Raw genomic sequence first — 17,093 nt, 5'->3', positions numbered from 1 at the left:
GGAAAGCGCATGGAAGCGATTCATACGCCTGTTTTATTGCAGGAATGTCTTGAACTGCTTGCCCCGTACGGAGATGAAAAAACGGTCATGTGCGATTCGACACTCGGCGAGGGCGGCCATTCATTCGCATTTCTTTCGCAATTCCCGAATAGTAAGGTAATCGGCATCGACGCCGATGCGGGCATTTTAGCGCGCGCAAAAGAGCGGCTCGAATGCTTTGCCGAACGGACGATGTTTTACAACGGTTGGTTCGACGATTTTTACGCGTCGTATCCTGCTGATTTTCCGAAGCCCGATATCATACTGTTCGATTTGGGCATATCGATGTACCACTACGAACTGTCGGGCAGGGGATTTTCGTTTCGACACGACGAAGCGCTCGATATGCGTCTTACGCCGTCGGGAGGAAAAAGCGCCGCCGATATCGTAAACGGTACGGAAGAAGGGGCGCTTGCCGATTTGATATACCGCTGGGGCGAAGAAAAACTGAGCCGCAGCATAGCGCGTGCGATAGTGAAGGCGAGGGCGAGCGGGGAAATCCGTTCGTCGAAAGCGCTTGCCGATATTATTTACGATGCGGTGCCTTTGCAGTACCGGCACGGATCGATACACCCCGCGACGCGTACGTTTCAAGCGCTCCGCATTGCGGTAAACGGCGAACTTGCGCGGCTTCCGCGGGCGCTGCACGATGCGTTCAACGATTTGAAGGCGGGCGGAAAGATGGGCGTGATCACGTTCCATTCGCTCGAAGATCGCATCGTAAAAAATTATTTCCGGAATCTCGGAAAGTCCTGCGTCTGTCCGCCCGAGGTTCCGGCTTGCCGCTGCGGAGGGACGCCGTGCGCCGAAGTGCTTACGAAAAAACCCGTAAGTCCCTCGGCGGAAGAGGTTTCAGGCAATTCGCCGTCGCGGAGCGCGAAGCTTCGCGTCGTACGAAAACTGCGCGATGCCGAAGATGCGCGGTGCTTAGGCACTGTCGTGTAATCGGGAGCCGGTAAATATGTGTGCACTTGCGCACGATGCGAAAACTTTTTCGGAAATTGCAATTTTCTGCAAAAGTTTTATGGGAGTAGGTATGAAACGAAAATATAGCCGTATACGCGAAACGCTTGTCGTCTGCCTCATCGCGCTTTCAATTCCGCTTTTATTGCTTGCAGCCGGCATGCAGTCGAGAAAATACGAAGATCTGTCGGACGAAGTTACGGCGCTTGAAAAAAAACAGGAAACGCTCGTCGAAGAAAATAAAAAACTCGTCACGGATATAAGCCTTTTGGCGAGTACTGAACGTATCGAAAAGATTGCCGAAAACGAACTCGGTATGCATAAAGCGCAGACGGACGATATTGTCCGTGTGGAGATGAAGGGGAAGGGCAGTGCAAAGTCTGATGGAGCGAAGTGAGCTCGTCGCTGCCGTCCGCGGTAAAAGTGTCGGGTACAGTGCAGCCGAAAGCCGATTTTGTTTTTCCTCAGTTACGACCGACAGCCGCCTCGTTGTCCCGGGCAGCCTTTTCGTTCCGCTCGTCGGCACCGTGCAAAACGGGCACGCCTACATTCCCGAGTCTCTTGCAAAGGGAGCATCCGCCGTCTTCATCGACGAAAGCGAATATTCAAGCGATGAACGCTCGTATGCGCTTTTGGCGGAAAAATATCCTCTCGTCTTTTTTGTAATCGTCTCCGATACGCTGTACGCGCTGCAGGATGCGGCCGCCGCCTACGTCGCAAAATTTCCGCGCTTGAAAAAAATCGGCATAACGGGTTCGAGCGGAAAGACGACGACAAAAGAACTCGTCGTTGCGGTTTTAAAACAAAAATATAGAGTCGTCTCAAGCGACGGCAATTTCAATTCCGAAACGGGGCTGCCGCTTTCCGTTTTCAAAATCAGGGATACGGATGAAATCGGCGTATTCGAAATGGGCATGAATCGGCCGAACGAAATCGGGGAAATCGCCGGCGTTTTAAAACCGCAGTACGCCCTCATTACGAATATCGGAAGCGCGCACATAGGCATACTGGGGAGCAAAAAAAATATTGCCGCCGAAAAGCGAAAAATATTCGATTATATTCCCGCAAACGGTGCGGCCTTTGTTCCCGCGTCGGACGTCTTCGCACCGTTTTTAATCGAAAACTGCAAAGGACAAATCGTCTATTTCGGAAAGGATGTGAGCGCCGAAAAAAGCGGCGTCTCTCTCGTTTCCGACGAGGGGCTTGCAGGGACGGTTTTTTCCGTCGGATGCGAGCGCGTACATTTCAAGCTTCCGGGTATGTACAATTATGAAAACGCACTTGCAGCCGTCGCCGTCGGAAAATATTTCGGCGTAAGCGATGCGGAAATCAAAACGGCGCTTTCGTCTTTCGGCGGCGTTTCGGGAAGGAGCGAAAGCGGGACTGTCGCATTGAAAAACGGAAAGCGCGTTACGCTCGTCAAAGACTGTTACAACGCGAATGCCGAATCGACTGCGAGCGTTCTTTCGTTTTGCGCGTCCGCAAAAGACGTCAATCGGAGAATATACGTGCTCGGCGATATGCTCGAACTCGGAGACGCATCCCGCGGCGTACATGAAAAAGCGGGCAGAGATGCGTGCAAAGCGAATGCGTATAAAATCGTATGTATCGGCACGGAAATGAAATACGCTTACGATGCCGCCCTCGCTTCGGGCTTTACGGGCGCGCTGTATATACCGGGCGCTTCTGTGGAAGCGATGAGAGACGCGGCGGACTTTATCCTTGCAAACGCTTCCGACGGGGATTTGCTTTTGTTGAAAGGTTCCCGCGGTATGGCGCTCGAGCGGATCGTTCCGCTCATTGCGGCGGAGGGGCGCGATGCGTGATTATCTTTTCCTCGCCGACAGACCCGTTTCGTCGTACCGAAAAAGCGATTCCGCCTTTATCGCGTGCGTCATCCTTTTGTGCGGACTCGGTATCTTTGCGCTTTTCGTATGCTCGCAAAATTACGCCGAGCGTATGTTCGGCAATCCGTTTTATTTTGTAAAGCGGCAGCTCGTGAGCATCGCCGCTTCTCTTGCGGGATTTTTTTTGTTTGCGAGTATGCGCATAAAAATTATTAAAAAGATTTTGCCCGTTTTCGTACTTACCGTGATCGTGCTCTGTCTTTTGACTTTCGTTCCTGGCATCGCCGTTGAAAGGAACGGCGCTCATCGATGGATACGCATGCCCTTTGCGTTTACGCTGCAGCCGTCCGAATTCGCAAAATTTGCACTCATCCTCTTTCTCGCGAATTTTTTCGACAAGCAGGCGCGCATCGAAAATCCCGACGAAAAATCGGTGCTGCCGGCCGTCATCGGTTTGACTTTCATTTCTCTCCTCGTGTTTTTTCAGCGCGATTTTTCCACGAGCGTTTTTATTTTTTGCATCGGGCTCGTGATGTTTTTTGCGTCGGGTGCAAAGCTTACGTGGCTTCCGCCTGCGCTCCTTCTTATCGTTCCGGCTCTCGTCTTTATGATTTTGCAGGAGCCGTATCGGATCGAACGCATTATCGGATTTTTGCGGCCGGAAGAACACGTGCGCACGTACAATTACCAAAGCATTGCGGCAAAGCGAGCGATCAGTTCCGGCGGTTTTTGGGGCAGCGGCATCGGGAGCGGTCTCGTGTGGATAAACAGCATTCCCGAAGTGCAGGCGGACTACATATTCGCCGGCTGGGCGGAAGCGATGGGATTTTTCGGCGTGCTTTTGTACTTTGCCATGCTCGCAGCTTTCGCATGGCGCGGATTGAGGTCGTCGTTCGTCTGTAAAAACCGTTTCGCCGCCTACGCGTCGTTCGGCTGCGTTGCCGCAGTAACGCTGCAGTCGCTGATGAACTGCGCCGTCGTCTGCGGGGCGCTTCCGGCTACCGGCATACCGCTGCCGTTTTTTTCGCTCGGCGGTTCGTCGATAATCGTAACGTTTTGTATGTGCGGCTTTATCGTCAATGCGTCGCGTTGTACGGCGGAAGAAGACGAAAACGAATTTGAAGATGTCGTCTATGAGGGACAGGATGAGTGATGTGAGCATGGCGGGCTTTGCCGCCGGAAAAACCGAAACGAAAAGCGATGTAAAGACGAAAATCGTCGTCACACTCTTTTTTGTTTTTTGCGTAATTTTTTTGATCGAAATCGCAGTCTATAAATTCGCCCTTCCGAGTATGCACGCTCCGAAGATCGTCATCGGCGGAGAACGCTCGCTTTCCGACGAACAAGTGCGTTCTCTCTTGCAGCCGATGCAGGGGGCGAACTGGTTTTCATTCAACGCCGAAGAAGCCGTTTCGATTTTATCGTCGGTGCCGGCGATCGATTCGGTTACCGTATCGAAGCGCTTTCCCGACAAAATATTCGTGCGCATCGCCGAACGCGAAAGCGTCGCGATGACTTTCGTTTCATCTGCGGGAAGGAGCATTCCCGTGTGCATCGACAAAAACGGCGTGCTCTTCGACGATGCGGCGGTCGACAGAAAAAGCGGCGCCGTTCCGATCATCTCAGGTTTGCCGATAGAGCACCTTTCGGAAGGCATGCGGATCCCTGCAAAGTACCGTACGCTCATCGAACAGATTTCGGAAATTCAAAACCGCGACAGACGTTATTTCGCCGCTCTCGCGGAGATCTGCGTCGTTCCGAAAGAATACGGAAACTACGAACTCGCGCTTATCCCTGCGCACACGAGGATGCGCGTGCTGACCGACCGCGCATTGAACGAAGACGCGTTACAGTATATGATGGTTGTGCTTGACGTCGTCAATTCGATCGAGCCTGACGTATCGGAAATCGATCTGCGTTACGGCTCCGTTTCTTACCGGACGCGCTGAAGCGAGGATAAGCAGGTATGATTGTCGGTCTTGATATCGGTACGAACCATATACGCGTCGCGATCGGAGAACTGAACGATTCGGGCGGTATTGAAATCGCAGGAACGGCTTCGAGAAAGTCGGCGGGGCTCCGAAACGGAGTCATCGTCAATATCGAAGACGCCGCCGCCGCGATAAAAGAAGCGGTCGAAAGCGCCGAACAAACGGCCGGTGCCGAAGTGACCAAGTGCGCGATCGGCATCGGCGGCACGCAGATCGAAGGTTTGAATCAGCGAGGCATAACGCCCGTGACCGAACCGGGGCGGCCTCCGAGGGAAGTGACGAGGGGCGACATAGAGCGGGCGATCGACAATGCGCGCGCGGTTTTTATTCCGCAAGACAGAGAATTGCTGCACGTCGTCGCGCAGACGTTTACCGTCGACGGTTTGAAAAATATTAAAGATCCGACGAATATGATGTGCGCCCGCCTCGAAGCGGACGTGCACGTGATCACCGCGTCGAAAACGACGATACAAAACATCAAGCGCTGCGTGAGCCGCGCGGGCTACGAATCGTCGGGCATTATGCTGAAAACGCTTGCAGCGACGCAGGCTGTCGTTCACGACGACGAAATGGATCTCGGTTCCATCCTCATCGATATGGGCGCGGGAACGACCGACGTGCTCGTGCTTTTGGGAGGGGCGCCCGTATGCACGGTATCCATTCCCGTCGGCGGCAACCTCGTTACAAACGATATTGCGATCGTAAAGGGCATACCGGTATCGGCTGCGGAAAAGATCAAAATCGAATCGGGATGCTGCTTTATCGACAATATCGAAATCGACCGTGAAGTGATAATTCCGGGCGTCGGCGGAAGGGATCCCGAGCTTACGACGCAGACGGAATTGTGCGGCATTATTCAGCCGCGCGTCGAAGAGATATTTTCGATGGTGCGGAGCGCCGTCATCAGTAATTCGAATATCCGCCGCCTTTCCGGCAATATCATCCTGACCGGAGGAGGCGCGCAGATGGAAGGCGTGGTCGAATGCGCGCAGGCGGTTTTCGGAACGAGCGCGGTGCGGATCGGTACGCCTGAAAAACTCGGAGGCGCGGAAGCCGAATACCGTCGCCCCGAATTCGCTACGGTGATAGGGCTTGTGATTGCGAATAAAAACGCTGTTCAGGAAAAGAACAGCCGTAAAAATAAAAAACTTTTTTCGTCGGAAGAGAGCGGGAAAAAAGAAAATCTGTTGACAAGGTTGAAAAAATCATTTTTCTGAGGGGAAAAAGGGTTGGGAGGAAAACATGATGGATTTTTCGGTGATCAATGAAAGCGGCACTGCCCTCGATGCGGTGAGTCCCGCGGTTATTAAAGTCATCGGCTGCGGCGGCGGCGGATCGAATGCGGTAAACCGTATGATCGATGCGGATATCGCGAACGTCGACTTTATCGTGTTGAATACCGATGTGCAGGACTTGAACCGTTCGAAAGCCGAGACGCGGATCGCTATCGGACGGAAGGTTGCAAAGGGACTCGGCGCCGGAGGCAATCCGAAAGTCGGAGAAGAGGCCGCAGAAGAAGATAAAGAGGCGATCGCCAATCTGCTCGAAGGCACCGACATGATCTTTATCACGGCCGGTATGGGCGGCGGCACGGGTACGGGTTCGGCTCCCGTCGTCGCGCGCATCGCGCGCAGCCTCGGCGTGCTCACCGTCGGCGTCGTTACGACTCCCTTCGAATTCGAAGGGCCGGTACGCATGCGCCAAGCGCGAGAAGGCATCAGCCGTTTGCACGAAAACGTCGATTCGCTCATCGTCATTCCGAATCAGCAACTTTTAAAAGTCGTCGATAAAAATATGCCCATACGGCAAGCTTTCCTCGTTGCGGACGACGTTTTGCGTCAGGGTGTCGAAGGCATTTCGAATATCATCACAAAGCCGGGCGACGTGAACCGCGATTTCACCGACGTCAAAAACACCATGCTCGGACAGGGAGAAGCGATACTCGGCGTCGGTCATGCGAGCGGCGAAAACCGCGCCGTCGATGCTGCGACAAAGGCGATTAAAAATCCGCTGCTCGAAGATACGAGCATAGACGGAGCGAAAAGCGTTCTCATCAATATCTGTTCGAGCGGCGACATATCCATGCTCGAAGTGTCGGAAATCATGAAAGTCGTCAGAGCTTCGATCGATCCCGACGCGAATATTTTGTGGGGACAGGCCATCGATCCCTCACTCGGTGAAAACGTCAGCGTTACCGTCATTGCAACCGGATTCCATGCAGGCTTTGAAAGAGGAGCCGGCGATGACGCATCTTCTGCCGCTCCGCGCGATTCGTCCGTCGTTACGAGCGACGAATTTTCGGACATACTGGGCGGGCGCGGTTTCGAACGTATGCGGCAAAAGCTTTCATCCGCCGCGGAAACGAGTCTTTTCGATTCCGTCGACTCGGATGCCGAAAAAGTTCCCGTTGCGGTCGGCGCTCCTTCCGTCCGCGAACAGGTAAATCAAAAAATCGGCTCGCTCGGAAAAGCGCTTTCGGCTTCCGTCCCCCGCTATTCGGCGAGCGGCATAAAACCGCCTGCGGGATTTACCGGAAGCAACGACATCGCACAGCCGGCGTGCTGGCGGGCGAGCGGACGCGGAGAATTGTCGCGGACGATCAGACTGCAGGATTAGCGCGGGATCCGTATGGCTGAAAAGTTGACGATTCCGGTCATACTCTCCCGCTTTTACACGGACATCGTGCTTGTTTTGCGGCGCTCGCAGAAAACGGCGGAAACCTATCGGCTTTCTGCGGGCGAGTTTTTGTCGTGGTGCGTCGAAAAAAAAATAAAACTGCACGATGTCGCTTCCCGCGAACTCACGTATTATCTCGTGTGGAAAAAGACCAAAGGCGATACGGAGCTGACGATCGCAAAAGATATTTCAGCGCTGCGCGCTTTCGGATCTTATCTCACGAGGCTCGGTATATGGAGCGAGAATTTTGCCCTCGCGCTCGACCGTCCGAAAGCCGCCCGTCCGCTGCCGCGCGTCCTTTCCGTTACGCAGATCGAATCCTTCCTTTCGTCCATCGATACGTCGGAGCCCTTGGGACTTCGCGATGCGGCGCTTTTCGAACTCATCTATTCGTGCGGGCTTCGCGCGAGCGAAGCGGCTTCTCTTCTCATGCAAAACGTGCATTTGAACGAACGCATTATCCTCGTGCGAGGTAAGGGTGATAAAGAGCGCATCGTGCCCTTCGGAGATGCGGCGAAGGAAAAACTTTCCGCATACCTTTCCGAGTCTCGGCCGCTTCTTGTCGGGAAAAAAACGGTCGCCGAAGTTTTCGTCAATTACCGCGGCGATCCTCTTTCGCGAAAAGGTTTGTGGAAACGATTTTGCGGATACGAAGTGAAAAGCGGCGTTCACGCGAAAGTGCATACGCTGCGCCATTCGTTTGCGACGCACTTGCTTGCAGGAGGGGCCGATCTGCGTTCCGTTCAGGAATTGCTCGGTCACGCGGATCTTTCGACGACACAGATTTATACGCACGTCGATGACGAGCAGCTTCGAAAAAATCACGAAAAATATTTTCCGGGCCATGCGGTAAAAGACGACGTATCCGCGCACTAATGTGCTGCCGCCGGGAGTGCAGGCGTTCGGTAAAATAAAACGTATCCGTGCGCGATGTGCGTCGTCTTTGTCCTTCGATTGCCTTGTTCTTGCAATTTTAGTATATATTGATATAGTAGACGAAAGATTCGAAAATCGAGGTTGCTATGAAAAAAATACGTATAACGGCAAGTTTATTATTATTAATTTTAATATTCGTTTCATGCGGATCGTCGAATGCAGCCGTCAAACGTCTGCAGCAGACGGAAGAAGGCGTTTCGTCCCCGACGACGATCGACGAATACAAAGAGGCGATTGCAAAATACGAAAAGCGCGTTGCGGATATAACGCTTGCGAACGAGCAAATCGGCATTTGGTATAAGATACTCGGCTCGCGCTATATCGATTTGAAAATGTGGGGCGAAGCGCTTTCGTGTTATCAAAAGGCGATAGAATATTATCCTGAAAATCAAAACCTCTATTACTATGTCGGCGTGTGCGCGGGTTATATGGCGCATTCGGCGCTCGATTACGATGCGACGGGCAGTACGACAAAAAAATATAATTATTTGAAATTGGCGGAGTCGGCATATCTCCGCGCGATCGCGATCGAAAGCCGCTATGTCCGCGCGCTTTACGGGCTCGGCGTGCTCTACGTGTTCGAACTCGACGAAAGCGAAAAAGCGATTCCCTATCTTAAAACGCTTTTAACTATCGACACGGGACACACCGATGCGAAATCCGTGCTTGCGAACGCGTATTTCCGCACCGGAGATTTTCAAGCGTCGGCGGCCATGTACGATTCCATTATTAAAACGACGAAAGATAAAGAAAAAAAGGCGCTCGCGGAAGCAAATAAAAAAATCGCTTTGGATGCGGCCTATGGGCGTTGAAAAGGAAAACTATTTTCTTTCTCTGTGTCTCGCGGGCGTATCGTTTTTGACGCTGCGCGAAAAAAATATTTTACTGAAGAACCTTGACAGCGCCGCCGCCCTTGCGCTACTGTCTATAGACGATATCGCAACGCTTGTCGGAAGAACTTTTCGATCCGCCGTGTGGAACGGCCCTTCGTGCGTGCGCGAAGCGGAAAAGGCCGAGCGGATTATTAAAGCGTTCGGCATCGAAACGATTTTAAACGGGGATGCCTTATATCCCGCGCTTCTTGCGGAAGCGGAAAATGCGCCTTTTATGTTGTTTTGCCGCGGAAACGCATCCTGTCTTTCAGGCGAAACGGTTTCCGTCGTCGGAACGCGGCGCATGACGAGAGAAGGAAAAGAAGCGGCTTTTTCGTTTGCACGCGATGCCGCCCGAAACGGAGTTACGGTCGTGTCGGGTCTCGCGTACGGAATCGACGCATCGGCTCACGCAGGAGCCGTCGATGCCTGTTTCGATGCGATGGAAGCGGGGACTGAAAAAAACTGCGGAAAGACCGCGGCGATCCTTCCGTGCGGAGCGGATATGATCGTTCCGTCTTCGCATAAAAGGCTTGCGGAAAAAATTATTAAAACGGGCGGGGTTCTCGTAAGCGAATATCTTCCGGGAGTCCCTGCCGAAGCGTGGAGATTCGTGCACAGAAACCGCATTATCGCGGCTCTGTCGCCTGCGACCGTCGTCGTCGAATCGCCCCCGGGAAGCGGCGCGCTCATTACGGCGCAGTACGCCCTCGATTATAACCGCGACGTGATGATTCACGAAGCGGCGTTTTCCGCTCCTGCAAAGGCGGTTTCGCGGCAAGCGAAGTGCGAGCTCGAAAAAAAGATCGAGAGGGGAGAAGCCGCAAAAGGAAAGACCGAGCGAACGGCGGAAAAATACGTCGCCGACGGCGCTCCGGTTATAAAAGATTATGCCGATTACCGCCGCTGCCGCTCGGAAGCCCCCGGTGTGCGAAGCGGCGAGCCCTCTCTTTTTTAAGAGGGGCGAAATTTTGAAAAAATCGCTCGGGGCAAGTGTTTTAAGATGCCCTTATACGCGGCTGTCCGAAAACTGAAGTTTTTGGGCAGTTTACTATACGGGTGCGGTGCGGAACGCCGCACTCTCGCGTTAAAATTTTTATGGGAGAAGGCTATGGCTGATGCAGCAAAAAAACGTGCTTCAAAAACAAAAGAATCGACGCTCGTGATTGTCGAATCTCCGGCAAAAGCGCATACGATCGAAAAATATCTCGGCCCGGGCTATACGGTAAAAGCGTCCATGGGACACTTGATCGATTTACCGAAATCGCGCCTCGCGATCGACGTCGATCACGATTTTCAGCCCGAATACATCACCGTGAGAGGCAGGGCAAAATTATTAAAAGAGCTGCAAAAGGATGCGAAAAAATCGACGGCCGTCCTGCTCGCAAGCGATAACGACCGCGAAGGAGAAGCGATCGCATGGCATTTGAATAAGGCGCTGAAAGAAAAGACGAGCGCTCCGATCAGCCGCATCGTATTCAACGAAATCACGCCGATTGCGATCAAAGAAGCGGTCAAGCATCCCGACGAAATCGTCGAAAGCAAAGTGAACGCGCAAAAAGCGCGGCGCGTGCTCGACCGCCTCGTCGGCTACAATTTAAGTCCGCTTTTGTGGAGTAAAGTGAAAAACGGTCTTTCGGCCGGCCGCGTGCAGTCGGTCGCGCTTCGTCTCATCTGCGAGCGCGAAGAAGAAGTGGAAAATTTTCTGCCCGAAGAATATTGGACGCTCGATGCGGATTTTGTAAAAGGCAAAACGACGTTTACCGCTCAGCTCGTTTCGTACAAGGGTGAAAAGGCTGAATTGAAAAACGAAGCCGAAGTCAATAAAATTATCGACTTGATAAAAAATTCCGACTGCACGGTCGTAAGCGTAAAGACGACCGACAAAACGGTAAAACCGAAAGCGCCGTTTACGACGTCGAAATTGCAGCAGGCGGCCGCAAACCGCCTCGGCTACACGTCGAGGAAAACCATGCAGATCGCGCAGCAGCTCTACGAAGGCGTCAACGTCGGTGAAAGCCGCGTAGGTCTCATCACGTATATGCGTACCGATTCCGTGCGCATTTCGCAAACCGCCCTCGACGAAGTGCGTTCGTGGCTTTCAAAAAATTATCCCGACGATCTTCCGGAAGAGCCTGTAAAGTATGAAGTCGGAAAAGCGGCTCAGGACGCGCACGAAGGCATCCGCCCGACCTACGTGTCGTATACGCCCGATTCGATAAAAGAATATTTGACGCGCGATCAGCTTCGCCTCTATTCGATCATTTGGGAGCGCTTCGTTTCGAGTCAGATGAACAACGCGAAGACGCGGACGACGAGCGTTGAAATCGCTTCGGGCGATGCGGTTTTCCGCGCATCCGCAAGCAAAATAGTCGACAAGGGGTTTTATCATGTCATCAAACTCCTTTCGTCGAAAGAGGATAAAACCGGAAATCTCCCGTCGCTGAAAGAAGGCGAAAAAATCGCGTGCGAAAAATTTTATCCCGAACAGCACTTTACTCAAGGGCCCGCGCGCTATACCGATGCGTCCATCGTTCGAACGCTCGAAGAAAAAGGGATAGGCAGACCTTCGACTTATGCGCCGATCATTTCGGTTTTGCTCGACCGCTATTATGTGACGCGGACGAACCGACAACTCGTGCCGACTGTCCTCGGCCGCATGATATGTAAGATCCTCGTCGAATCATTTCCGAACGTTATCAACGAACATTTTACCGCGGAAGTCGAAAACGATCTCGACAAAGTGGAGCAGGGCGCTCTCGTGTGGAACGGGATGATAAAAGATTTTTACGGCCCGTTCAAAAAACGCGTCGACGACGTGATGGAAACGCAGGAAAGCGTCAAAGGTTTTCTCGACGAAAAAACCGATATCATGTGCGAAAAATGCGGAAAGCCCATGGTCAAAAAACTCGGCCGCTTCGGATACTTTCTCGCCTGTTCGGGATTTCCCGAATGCCGCAACACGCGTTCGATCCCGCTTGCGAAGTGCCCGATGCCCGGCTGCGACGGAGAGATCGTCGCACGGAAAACGAAGGGAAGAGGCAAAGAATTTTACGGCTGTACGAATTACCCGAAGTGCAATTTTATTTCGCATTTCAAACCGATCGATCAGTATTGTCCGAAGTGCGGATGGTTCCTCGTCGAAAAATACGACAAAAAGAACGGCACGTATAAATCGTGCATCAATCCCGACTGCACCTTTTTGCATTCCGCCGACGATGCTGCGGCTTTTGAAAAAGAGTCGGAAGGTGCTCCCGAGTCTCGGCAATAGCGCAGGGTAAACCGATGCGCCTTTCGGATGCGATAGACGAATTTTTGCTCTACCTCGAAGCCGTGCGCGGACTTTCGCTCAATTCCGTTTGTGCGTACCGAAACGATTTGCGACGCCTTTCGGCTTTTTTAGGCGCGGAAAAAGACGTGAAGGAAGCGTCCGCCGAAGATATCAGAAGCTGCATCGGAGCTCTTTCAAAAGAAAAAAAATCAAGCGCAACCGTAAACCGCTTTATCGCCGCGTGTAGAACTTTTTTTGCCTATTGCAAAAAATTTGAGTATATTAATACAGATCCCGCAGAGGAAATCAAAACGGTAAAGATGCCGCATCACGTGCCGCGCTTTTTAACCGGCGCGGAAGTCGACGAGCTGTGCGCCGTACCGAAAGAAAAAGAAATCCTGTGGGCATCTCGCGACAGCGCTATTTTGGAAATGCTCTATTCGTCGGGGTGCCGCGTTTCGGAGCTCGCTTCCGTTCGCTTAAGCGATATGTCGGAAGATTTTTCTTCCGCCCTCGTCACCGGAAAGGGCGGTAAAGACCGCCGCGTGTATTTCGGAGAAGATGCGCAAAAAGCGTTCAAAGCGTATCTTGCCGACAGGAAAAAGTTTTTTGCAAAAAAACGCATGACGGACAACGTGAGTGAAATATTCGTCAACAGGAGAGGCACCGCTCTCGGTGCGCACGGCATCCGCTGGATACTGTCGCGCTATTCGGGTGCGGAAGGGACGGCTCGCCATATTTCGCCGCACGCGATGCGCCACACCTTTGCGACCGCAATGATTTCACAAGGTGCGGACGTGCGCGTCGTGCAGGAGCTTTTGGGACACGCGAGCATTTCGACGACGCAGCGCTATACGCATATCACGACAGAGCGCCTTATCGAATTGTATGAAAAAGCGCATCCGCACGGAAAAGGCTGAGACAATTAATAATTGATAATGTGTAATTGTTAATTGTTAATTGTGTGTGGGATCGAATCGATTGCGAAGCGGCGGTAAATGCGCCGGTGTAAAACGGCCGCGCCGTTTATTTTTTTGTTTTTGTTGGAGTGTATATGGCTGCGAGAAAAATTCACAGTACGACGGTTATCGCCGTCCGCCGGAACGGAAAGGTTGCGATGGCGGGCGACGGACAGGTGACTGCGGGCAACACGGTCGTAAAGGGCAACGCGCGCAAAGTGCGCAAAATATACGACGGAAAAGTGCTCACCGGATTCGCAGGTTCTGTTGCGGACGCGTTTACACTGTTCGATAAATTTGAAGAAAAATTGAAAGAGTATTCGGGCGACATCATGCGCAGCGCCGTCGCGCTTGCCAAAATGTGGCGTACCGAGCGTTCTCTGCAAAAGCTCGAAGCCGAGCTCCTCGTCGCCGACGGAACGAAAATATTGCTCATTTCAGGCGACGGCAACGTCATCGAACCGGAAAACGACGTGTGCGCGATCGGAAGCGGAGGAAACTATGCGTATTCGGCGGCTCTTGCGTATCTCGAAAGCTCCGATATGAGCGCTGTCGAAATTGCGGAAAAGAGTCTTGAAATTGCGGGTAAAATCTGCATCTATACGAACGGTAATTTGACGGTAGAGGAGGTACGATAAAAAGCGCCGTCTGAAATATCGCCGACACTTTTTATCTCGAGTTTGCTTGGATGTTTGCAGAAGACATATATACGTGTTATTTCGATAAAAATCGCATGAATACGATACGTTTTGTTTTGCAAACTCGACTATTGAACGTGTGCGCACACGCGCACGGCTAAAAACTTTTTCGGAAATTCATATTTCCTGCAAAAGTTTTTATGGGAGGCATAAACGCATGAGCGACGTACCGGCAGAAGTACACACGGATTTGACGCCGAAGGAAATAGTCCTCAGGCTCGATCAATACATCATCGGACAGGAAAAGGCGAAGCGCGCGGTCGCCGTTGCGCTGCGTAACCGCTACCGCCGTTTGAAACTCCCCGAAGATATCCGCGACGAAGTTGCGCCGAAAAATATCCTCATGATAGGACCGACCGGTGTCGGCAAAACGGAAATCGCGCGGCGGCTTGCAAAGCTGTGTTCGGCGCCGTTTTTAAAAGTCGAAGCGACAAAGTACACCGAAGTCGGCTACGTCGGGCGCGACGTCGAATCGATGATACGCGATTTGATGGCGGTCGGTTTCAACGACGTCAAAGCGGAAATGGAAGAACGTTTGCGCGAAAAAAGTGTGCCCCTCGTCGAAGACCGGCTTCTCGATCTCCTGCTCCCCGGTTCCGCCGAAAAAGACAGGGCTGCAAAAGCGAACGAAAAAAAAGATGCGGCTGTCCTCGGAAATATCTTTACGTTTATAAACGGAAGCGGAGCGGGCGGCGCGGAATCGAAAGCGTCATCTCTTTCCGATCGGTCGGGCGGTGCTTCGGAAAAAGATGCTGCACAGAATGCGCCGCCGAAAAGATCCGCTTTATACGATGCGGTATCGGAAGCGGCCGCCTCATCCGATGCGGAAGCGCAGAGTGAAAGCCGGCAAAAAGAAAGCTCGACGCGGGAAAAGTTTCGCACGATGCTGCGCGAAGGAAAGCTCGAAGAGAGAGAAGTGGAACTTACGGTGCATCCTCAGTTTCAAATGCCGAGCATGGAAATCATCGCCGGCGGCAATATGGAAGATCTCGAAAGCAGCATGCAGAGCATCGCCGGTATGTTTTCGGGCGGAAACAAAGCGAAGCGGAGAACCGTGACGATTCACGAAGCGCGGAAAATCATAAGCGGAGAAGTGCTCGACACGATGATCGACCGCGATAAAGTCGCATCCGAAGCGAAAAAACGGGTCGAACAAAACGGCATCATCTTTATCGACGAAATCGATAAGATTGCGACGAAAAACGGAGAATCGCGCGGGCAGGACGTTTCCCGCGAAGGCGTGCAGCGCGACATCCTTCCGATCGTCGAAGGCAGCAATGTAAATACGAAGTACGGCGTCGTCGATACCTCTCATATTTTGTTTATTGCGGCCGGAGCGTTCAGCGTTTCGGCTCCGAGCGATTTGATTCCCGAACTGCAGGGACGCTTTCCGCTGCGCGTGGAACTCGATGCGCTCAAAAAAGACGATTTCAAAAAAATCCTCACCGAGCCGAAAAATGCGCTCACAAAACAGTACGTCGCGCTCCTCGAAACGGAAGGAGTGACGGTACGTTTTGCCGAGGATGCGATCGACCGTATGAGCTTTCTCGCCGAAGACGTAAACGCAAAGAGCGAAAACATCGGCGCGAGGCGGCTCCACACGATTATGGAAAAAGTGCTCGACGATATTTCGTTTACCGCGGATGAACACGCGGGCGAAACGATCGATATCGACGCGGCATACGTCGACGACAAGCTCAAAGATATCGTCACCGACGGCGATATGTCGCGATATATACTCTAAGGCTGTACAGCGAGTTTTCCGTCGGAATATCTTTTCGGCGGAAATCCGCTTTTATACGCCCCGCCGATTCCCCCTTATTTTCCGCTAAACCCCTTTCCGCTATCTGCCGAAATTTGTAGTATGAGTACCTTCACGAGGGCGGTCGATTTACTGCACCGCGGCATGGATGTCAATACACTGCGCTATCAAGTGTCGGCGAACAATATGGCCGCAAGCGGCGTTCCGAATTTCAAACGCAGCGTCGTCAATTTTGAAAGCGAACTCAAACGCGCGTTCGAATCGGAAGAAAAGGCTAAAAACGGTTTTCAGTTGACGCGAACCGACGAAAGGCATTTTGCGCTCAACGAGCCTTACGATTACCGCGACGTCGAGCCGAGGCGCGTCCTCGATTATACGACGACTGCGAAGCCGAACGGCAACAACGTCGATGCGGAAACCGAAGCGATGATCGTTTTGCAGTCGCAGATGCAATATCGCATGATGGCTTCTCTCATCAATTTCGAATTTTCGCAAGTGAACACTGCGATGCAAAAAGGGTGATAGGCACTTCTGAACTATAGCTTAAAGTGCGCGTAAAAGGCGCACACTTTACGGGAGTATTGTATGGGACTTTTTTCAAGTATAAACGTTGCCGCGACGGGGATGGCAGCCGAACGCCTTCGGAGCGATGTCATCGCAAACAATATCGCGAACGCTTCTACGACGAGGACGCAGGAAGGAGGCCCCTTTAAACGTTCTCGCGTCATACTCCAGGCGATCGGCGAAAAGTCGGTGCAGTGGCGTATGCCGTTTTGTCCCGAAGACTTGGACGAGGGTCCGGGAAAGGGCGTTCGCGTTTTGCAGATCGTAAAAGATACCGATACCGAAGGCCGCCTCGTCTACGATCCGACGCATCCCGACGCGATACAGTCGGGACCGAACAAGGGATACGTCGAATATCCGAACGTCAACATCGTCAACGAAATGGTCGACTTGATCGCAGCTTCGCGCGCCTATGAAGCCAATTCGACGGTCATCGAAGGCGCAAAAGATATGTTTGCTTCCGCACTGGAAATAGGACGGTAAAAGCGTTATAATAACGGCGGGTAAAAGCGCTC

The 17,093-nt window shown here is 52.5% G+C and carries 16 protein-coding genes; all 16 read left to right on the top strand.

All coding sequences use genetic code 11. The features are described from left to right. Positions 1 to 9 precede the first annotated feature (9 nt). The 16 genes from rsmH (at position 10) to flgC (ending at position 17,061) form a co-directional block, all read left to right on the top strand. Entirely contained in the window at positions 10 to 984 is a 975-nt protein-coding gene (gene rsmH, locus HRI97_RS07490; RefSeq protein WP_253724883.1) for a 16S rRNA (cytosine(1402)-N(4))-methyltransferase RsmH, read from the top strand. Between the two features lie 91 nt (positions 985 to 1,075). After that, the gene (locus tag HRI97_RS07485; RefSeq protein WP_180486488.1) at positions 1,076 to 1,399 is read left to right on the top strand and encodes an FtsB family cell division protein; all 324 of its coding nucleotides are present in this window, start codon (positions 1,076 to 1,078) and stop codon (positions 1,397 to 1,399) included. Beyond that, positions 1,386 to 2,828: a UDP-N-acetylmuramoyl-tripeptide--D-alanyl-D-alanine ligase gene (locus tag HRI97_RS07480; protein ID WP_253724882.1), complete on the top strand. Its 1,443-nt coding sequence runs from the start codon at positions 1,386 to 1,388 to the stop codon at positions 2,826 to 2,828. The genes HRI97_RS07485 and HRI97_RS07480 overlap by 14 nt, the downstream gene beginning before the upstream one ends. Continuing rightward, complete coding sequence (locus tag HRI97_RS07475; RefSeq protein ID WP_253724880.1) at positions 2,821 to 4,002, top strand: FtsW/RodA/SpoVE family cell cycle protein; 1,182 nt, start codon at positions 2,821 to 2,823, stop codon at positions 4,000 to 4,002. Before HRI97_RS07480 ends, HRI97_RS07475 begins: the two co-directional genes overlap by 8 nt. Next, a complete protein-coding gene (locus HRI97_RS07470; RefSeq protein WP_253724879.1) occupies positions 3,995 to 4,798 on the top strand; it encodes a cell division protein FtsQ/DivIB in 804 nt (267 codons plus the stop codon). Before HRI97_RS07475 ends, HRI97_RS07470 begins: the two co-directional genes overlap by 8 nt. A gap of 17 nt (positions 4,799 to 4,815) precedes the next feature. After that, the gene (gene ftsA, locus HRI97_RS07465; RefSeq protein WP_180486484.1) at positions 4,816 to 6,057 is read left to right on the top strand and encodes a cell division protein FtsA; all 1,242 of its coding nucleotides are present in this window, start codon (positions 4,816 to 4,818) and stop codon (positions 6,055 to 6,057) included. Positions 6,058 to 6,082: 25 nt separating this feature from the next. Beyond that, positions 6,083 to 7,456, top strand: a complete 1,374-nt coding sequence (ftsZ, locus tag HRI97_RS07460; RefSeq protein ID WP_253724877.1) for a cell division protein FtsZ — start codon at positions 6,083 to 6,085, stop codon at positions 7,454 to 7,456. Positions 7,457 to 7,468: 12 nt separating this feature from the next. Then, positions 7,469 to 8,392: a tyrosine-type recombinase/integrase gene (locus HRI97_RS07455; protein WP_253724876.1), complete on the top strand. Its 924-nt coding sequence runs from the start codon at positions 7,469 to 7,471 to the stop codon at positions 8,390 to 8,392. A 146-nt stretch (positions 8,393 to 8,538) separates the two neighbouring features. Beyond that, positions 8,539 to 9,264, top strand: coding sequence for a tetratricopeptide repeat protein (locus tag HRI97_RS07450; protein ID WP_253724874.1), 726 nt, complete (start codon positions 8,539 to 8,541; stop codon positions 9,262 to 9,264). Then, a complete protein-coding gene (gene dprA, locus HRI97_RS07445) occupies positions 9,254 to 10,282 on the top strand; it encodes a DNA-processing protein DprA (protein WP_253724873.1) in 1,029 nt (342 codons plus the stop codon). The genes HRI97_RS07450 and dprA overlap by 11 nt, the downstream gene beginning before the upstream one ends. A 153-nt stretch (positions 10,283 to 10,435) precedes the next feature. Next, positions 10,436 to 12,595 (top strand): type I DNA topoisomerase, encoded by a 2,160-nt coding sequence (topA, locus tag HRI97_RS07440; RefSeq protein ID WP_253724871.1) that lies wholly within the window; start codon positions 10,436 to 10,438, stop codon positions 12,593 to 12,595. A 14-nt stretch (positions 12,596 to 12,609) separates the two neighbouring features. After that, positions 12,610 to 13,515, top strand: coding sequence for a tyrosine-type recombinase/integrase (locus HRI97_RS07435; protein WP_253724870.1), 906 nt, complete (start codon positions 12,610 to 12,612; stop codon positions 13,513 to 13,515). Positions 13,516 to 13,649: 134 nt separating this feature from the next. Further along, a complete protein-coding gene (gene hslV / locus HRI97_RS07430; RefSeq protein WP_016520263.1) occupies positions 13,650 to 14,192 on the top strand; it encodes an ATP-dependent protease subunit HslV in 543 nt (180 codons plus the stop codon). 217 nt (positions 14,193 to 14,409) lie between these two features. Continuing rightward, positions 14,410 to 15,996, top strand: a complete 1,587-nt coding sequence (hslU, locus tag HRI97_RS07425; RefSeq protein WP_253724868.1) for an ATP-dependent protease ATPase subunit HslU — start codon at positions 14,410 to 14,412, stop codon at positions 15,994 to 15,996. Positions 15,997 to 16,116: 120 nt separating this feature from the next. Beyond that, complete coding sequence (gene flgB / locus HRI97_RS07420) at positions 16,117 to 16,536, top strand: flagellar basal body rod protein FlgB (protein WP_016520259.1); 420 nt, start codon at positions 16,117 to 16,119, stop codon at positions 16,534 to 16,536. Positions 16,537 to 16,599: 63 nt separating this feature from the next. Then, on the top strand, positions 16,600 to 17,061 hold the full coding sequence (flgC, locus tag HRI97_RS07415; protein ID WP_021331366.1) for a flagellar basal body rod protein FlgC: 462 nt from the start codon (positions 16,600 to 16,602) through the stop codon (positions 17,059 to 17,061). Positions 17,062 to 17,093 lie beyond the last annotated feature (32 nt).

It is taken from the genome of Treponema socranskii subsp. buccale (genome assembly GCF_024181585.1).
In the GTDB taxonomy this organism is placed as follows: Bacteria; Spirochaetota; Spirochaetia; order Treponematales; family Treponemataceae; genus Treponema_D; species Treponema_D buccale.
This window is presented reverse-complemented; position numbering and strand designations above follow the sequence as displayed.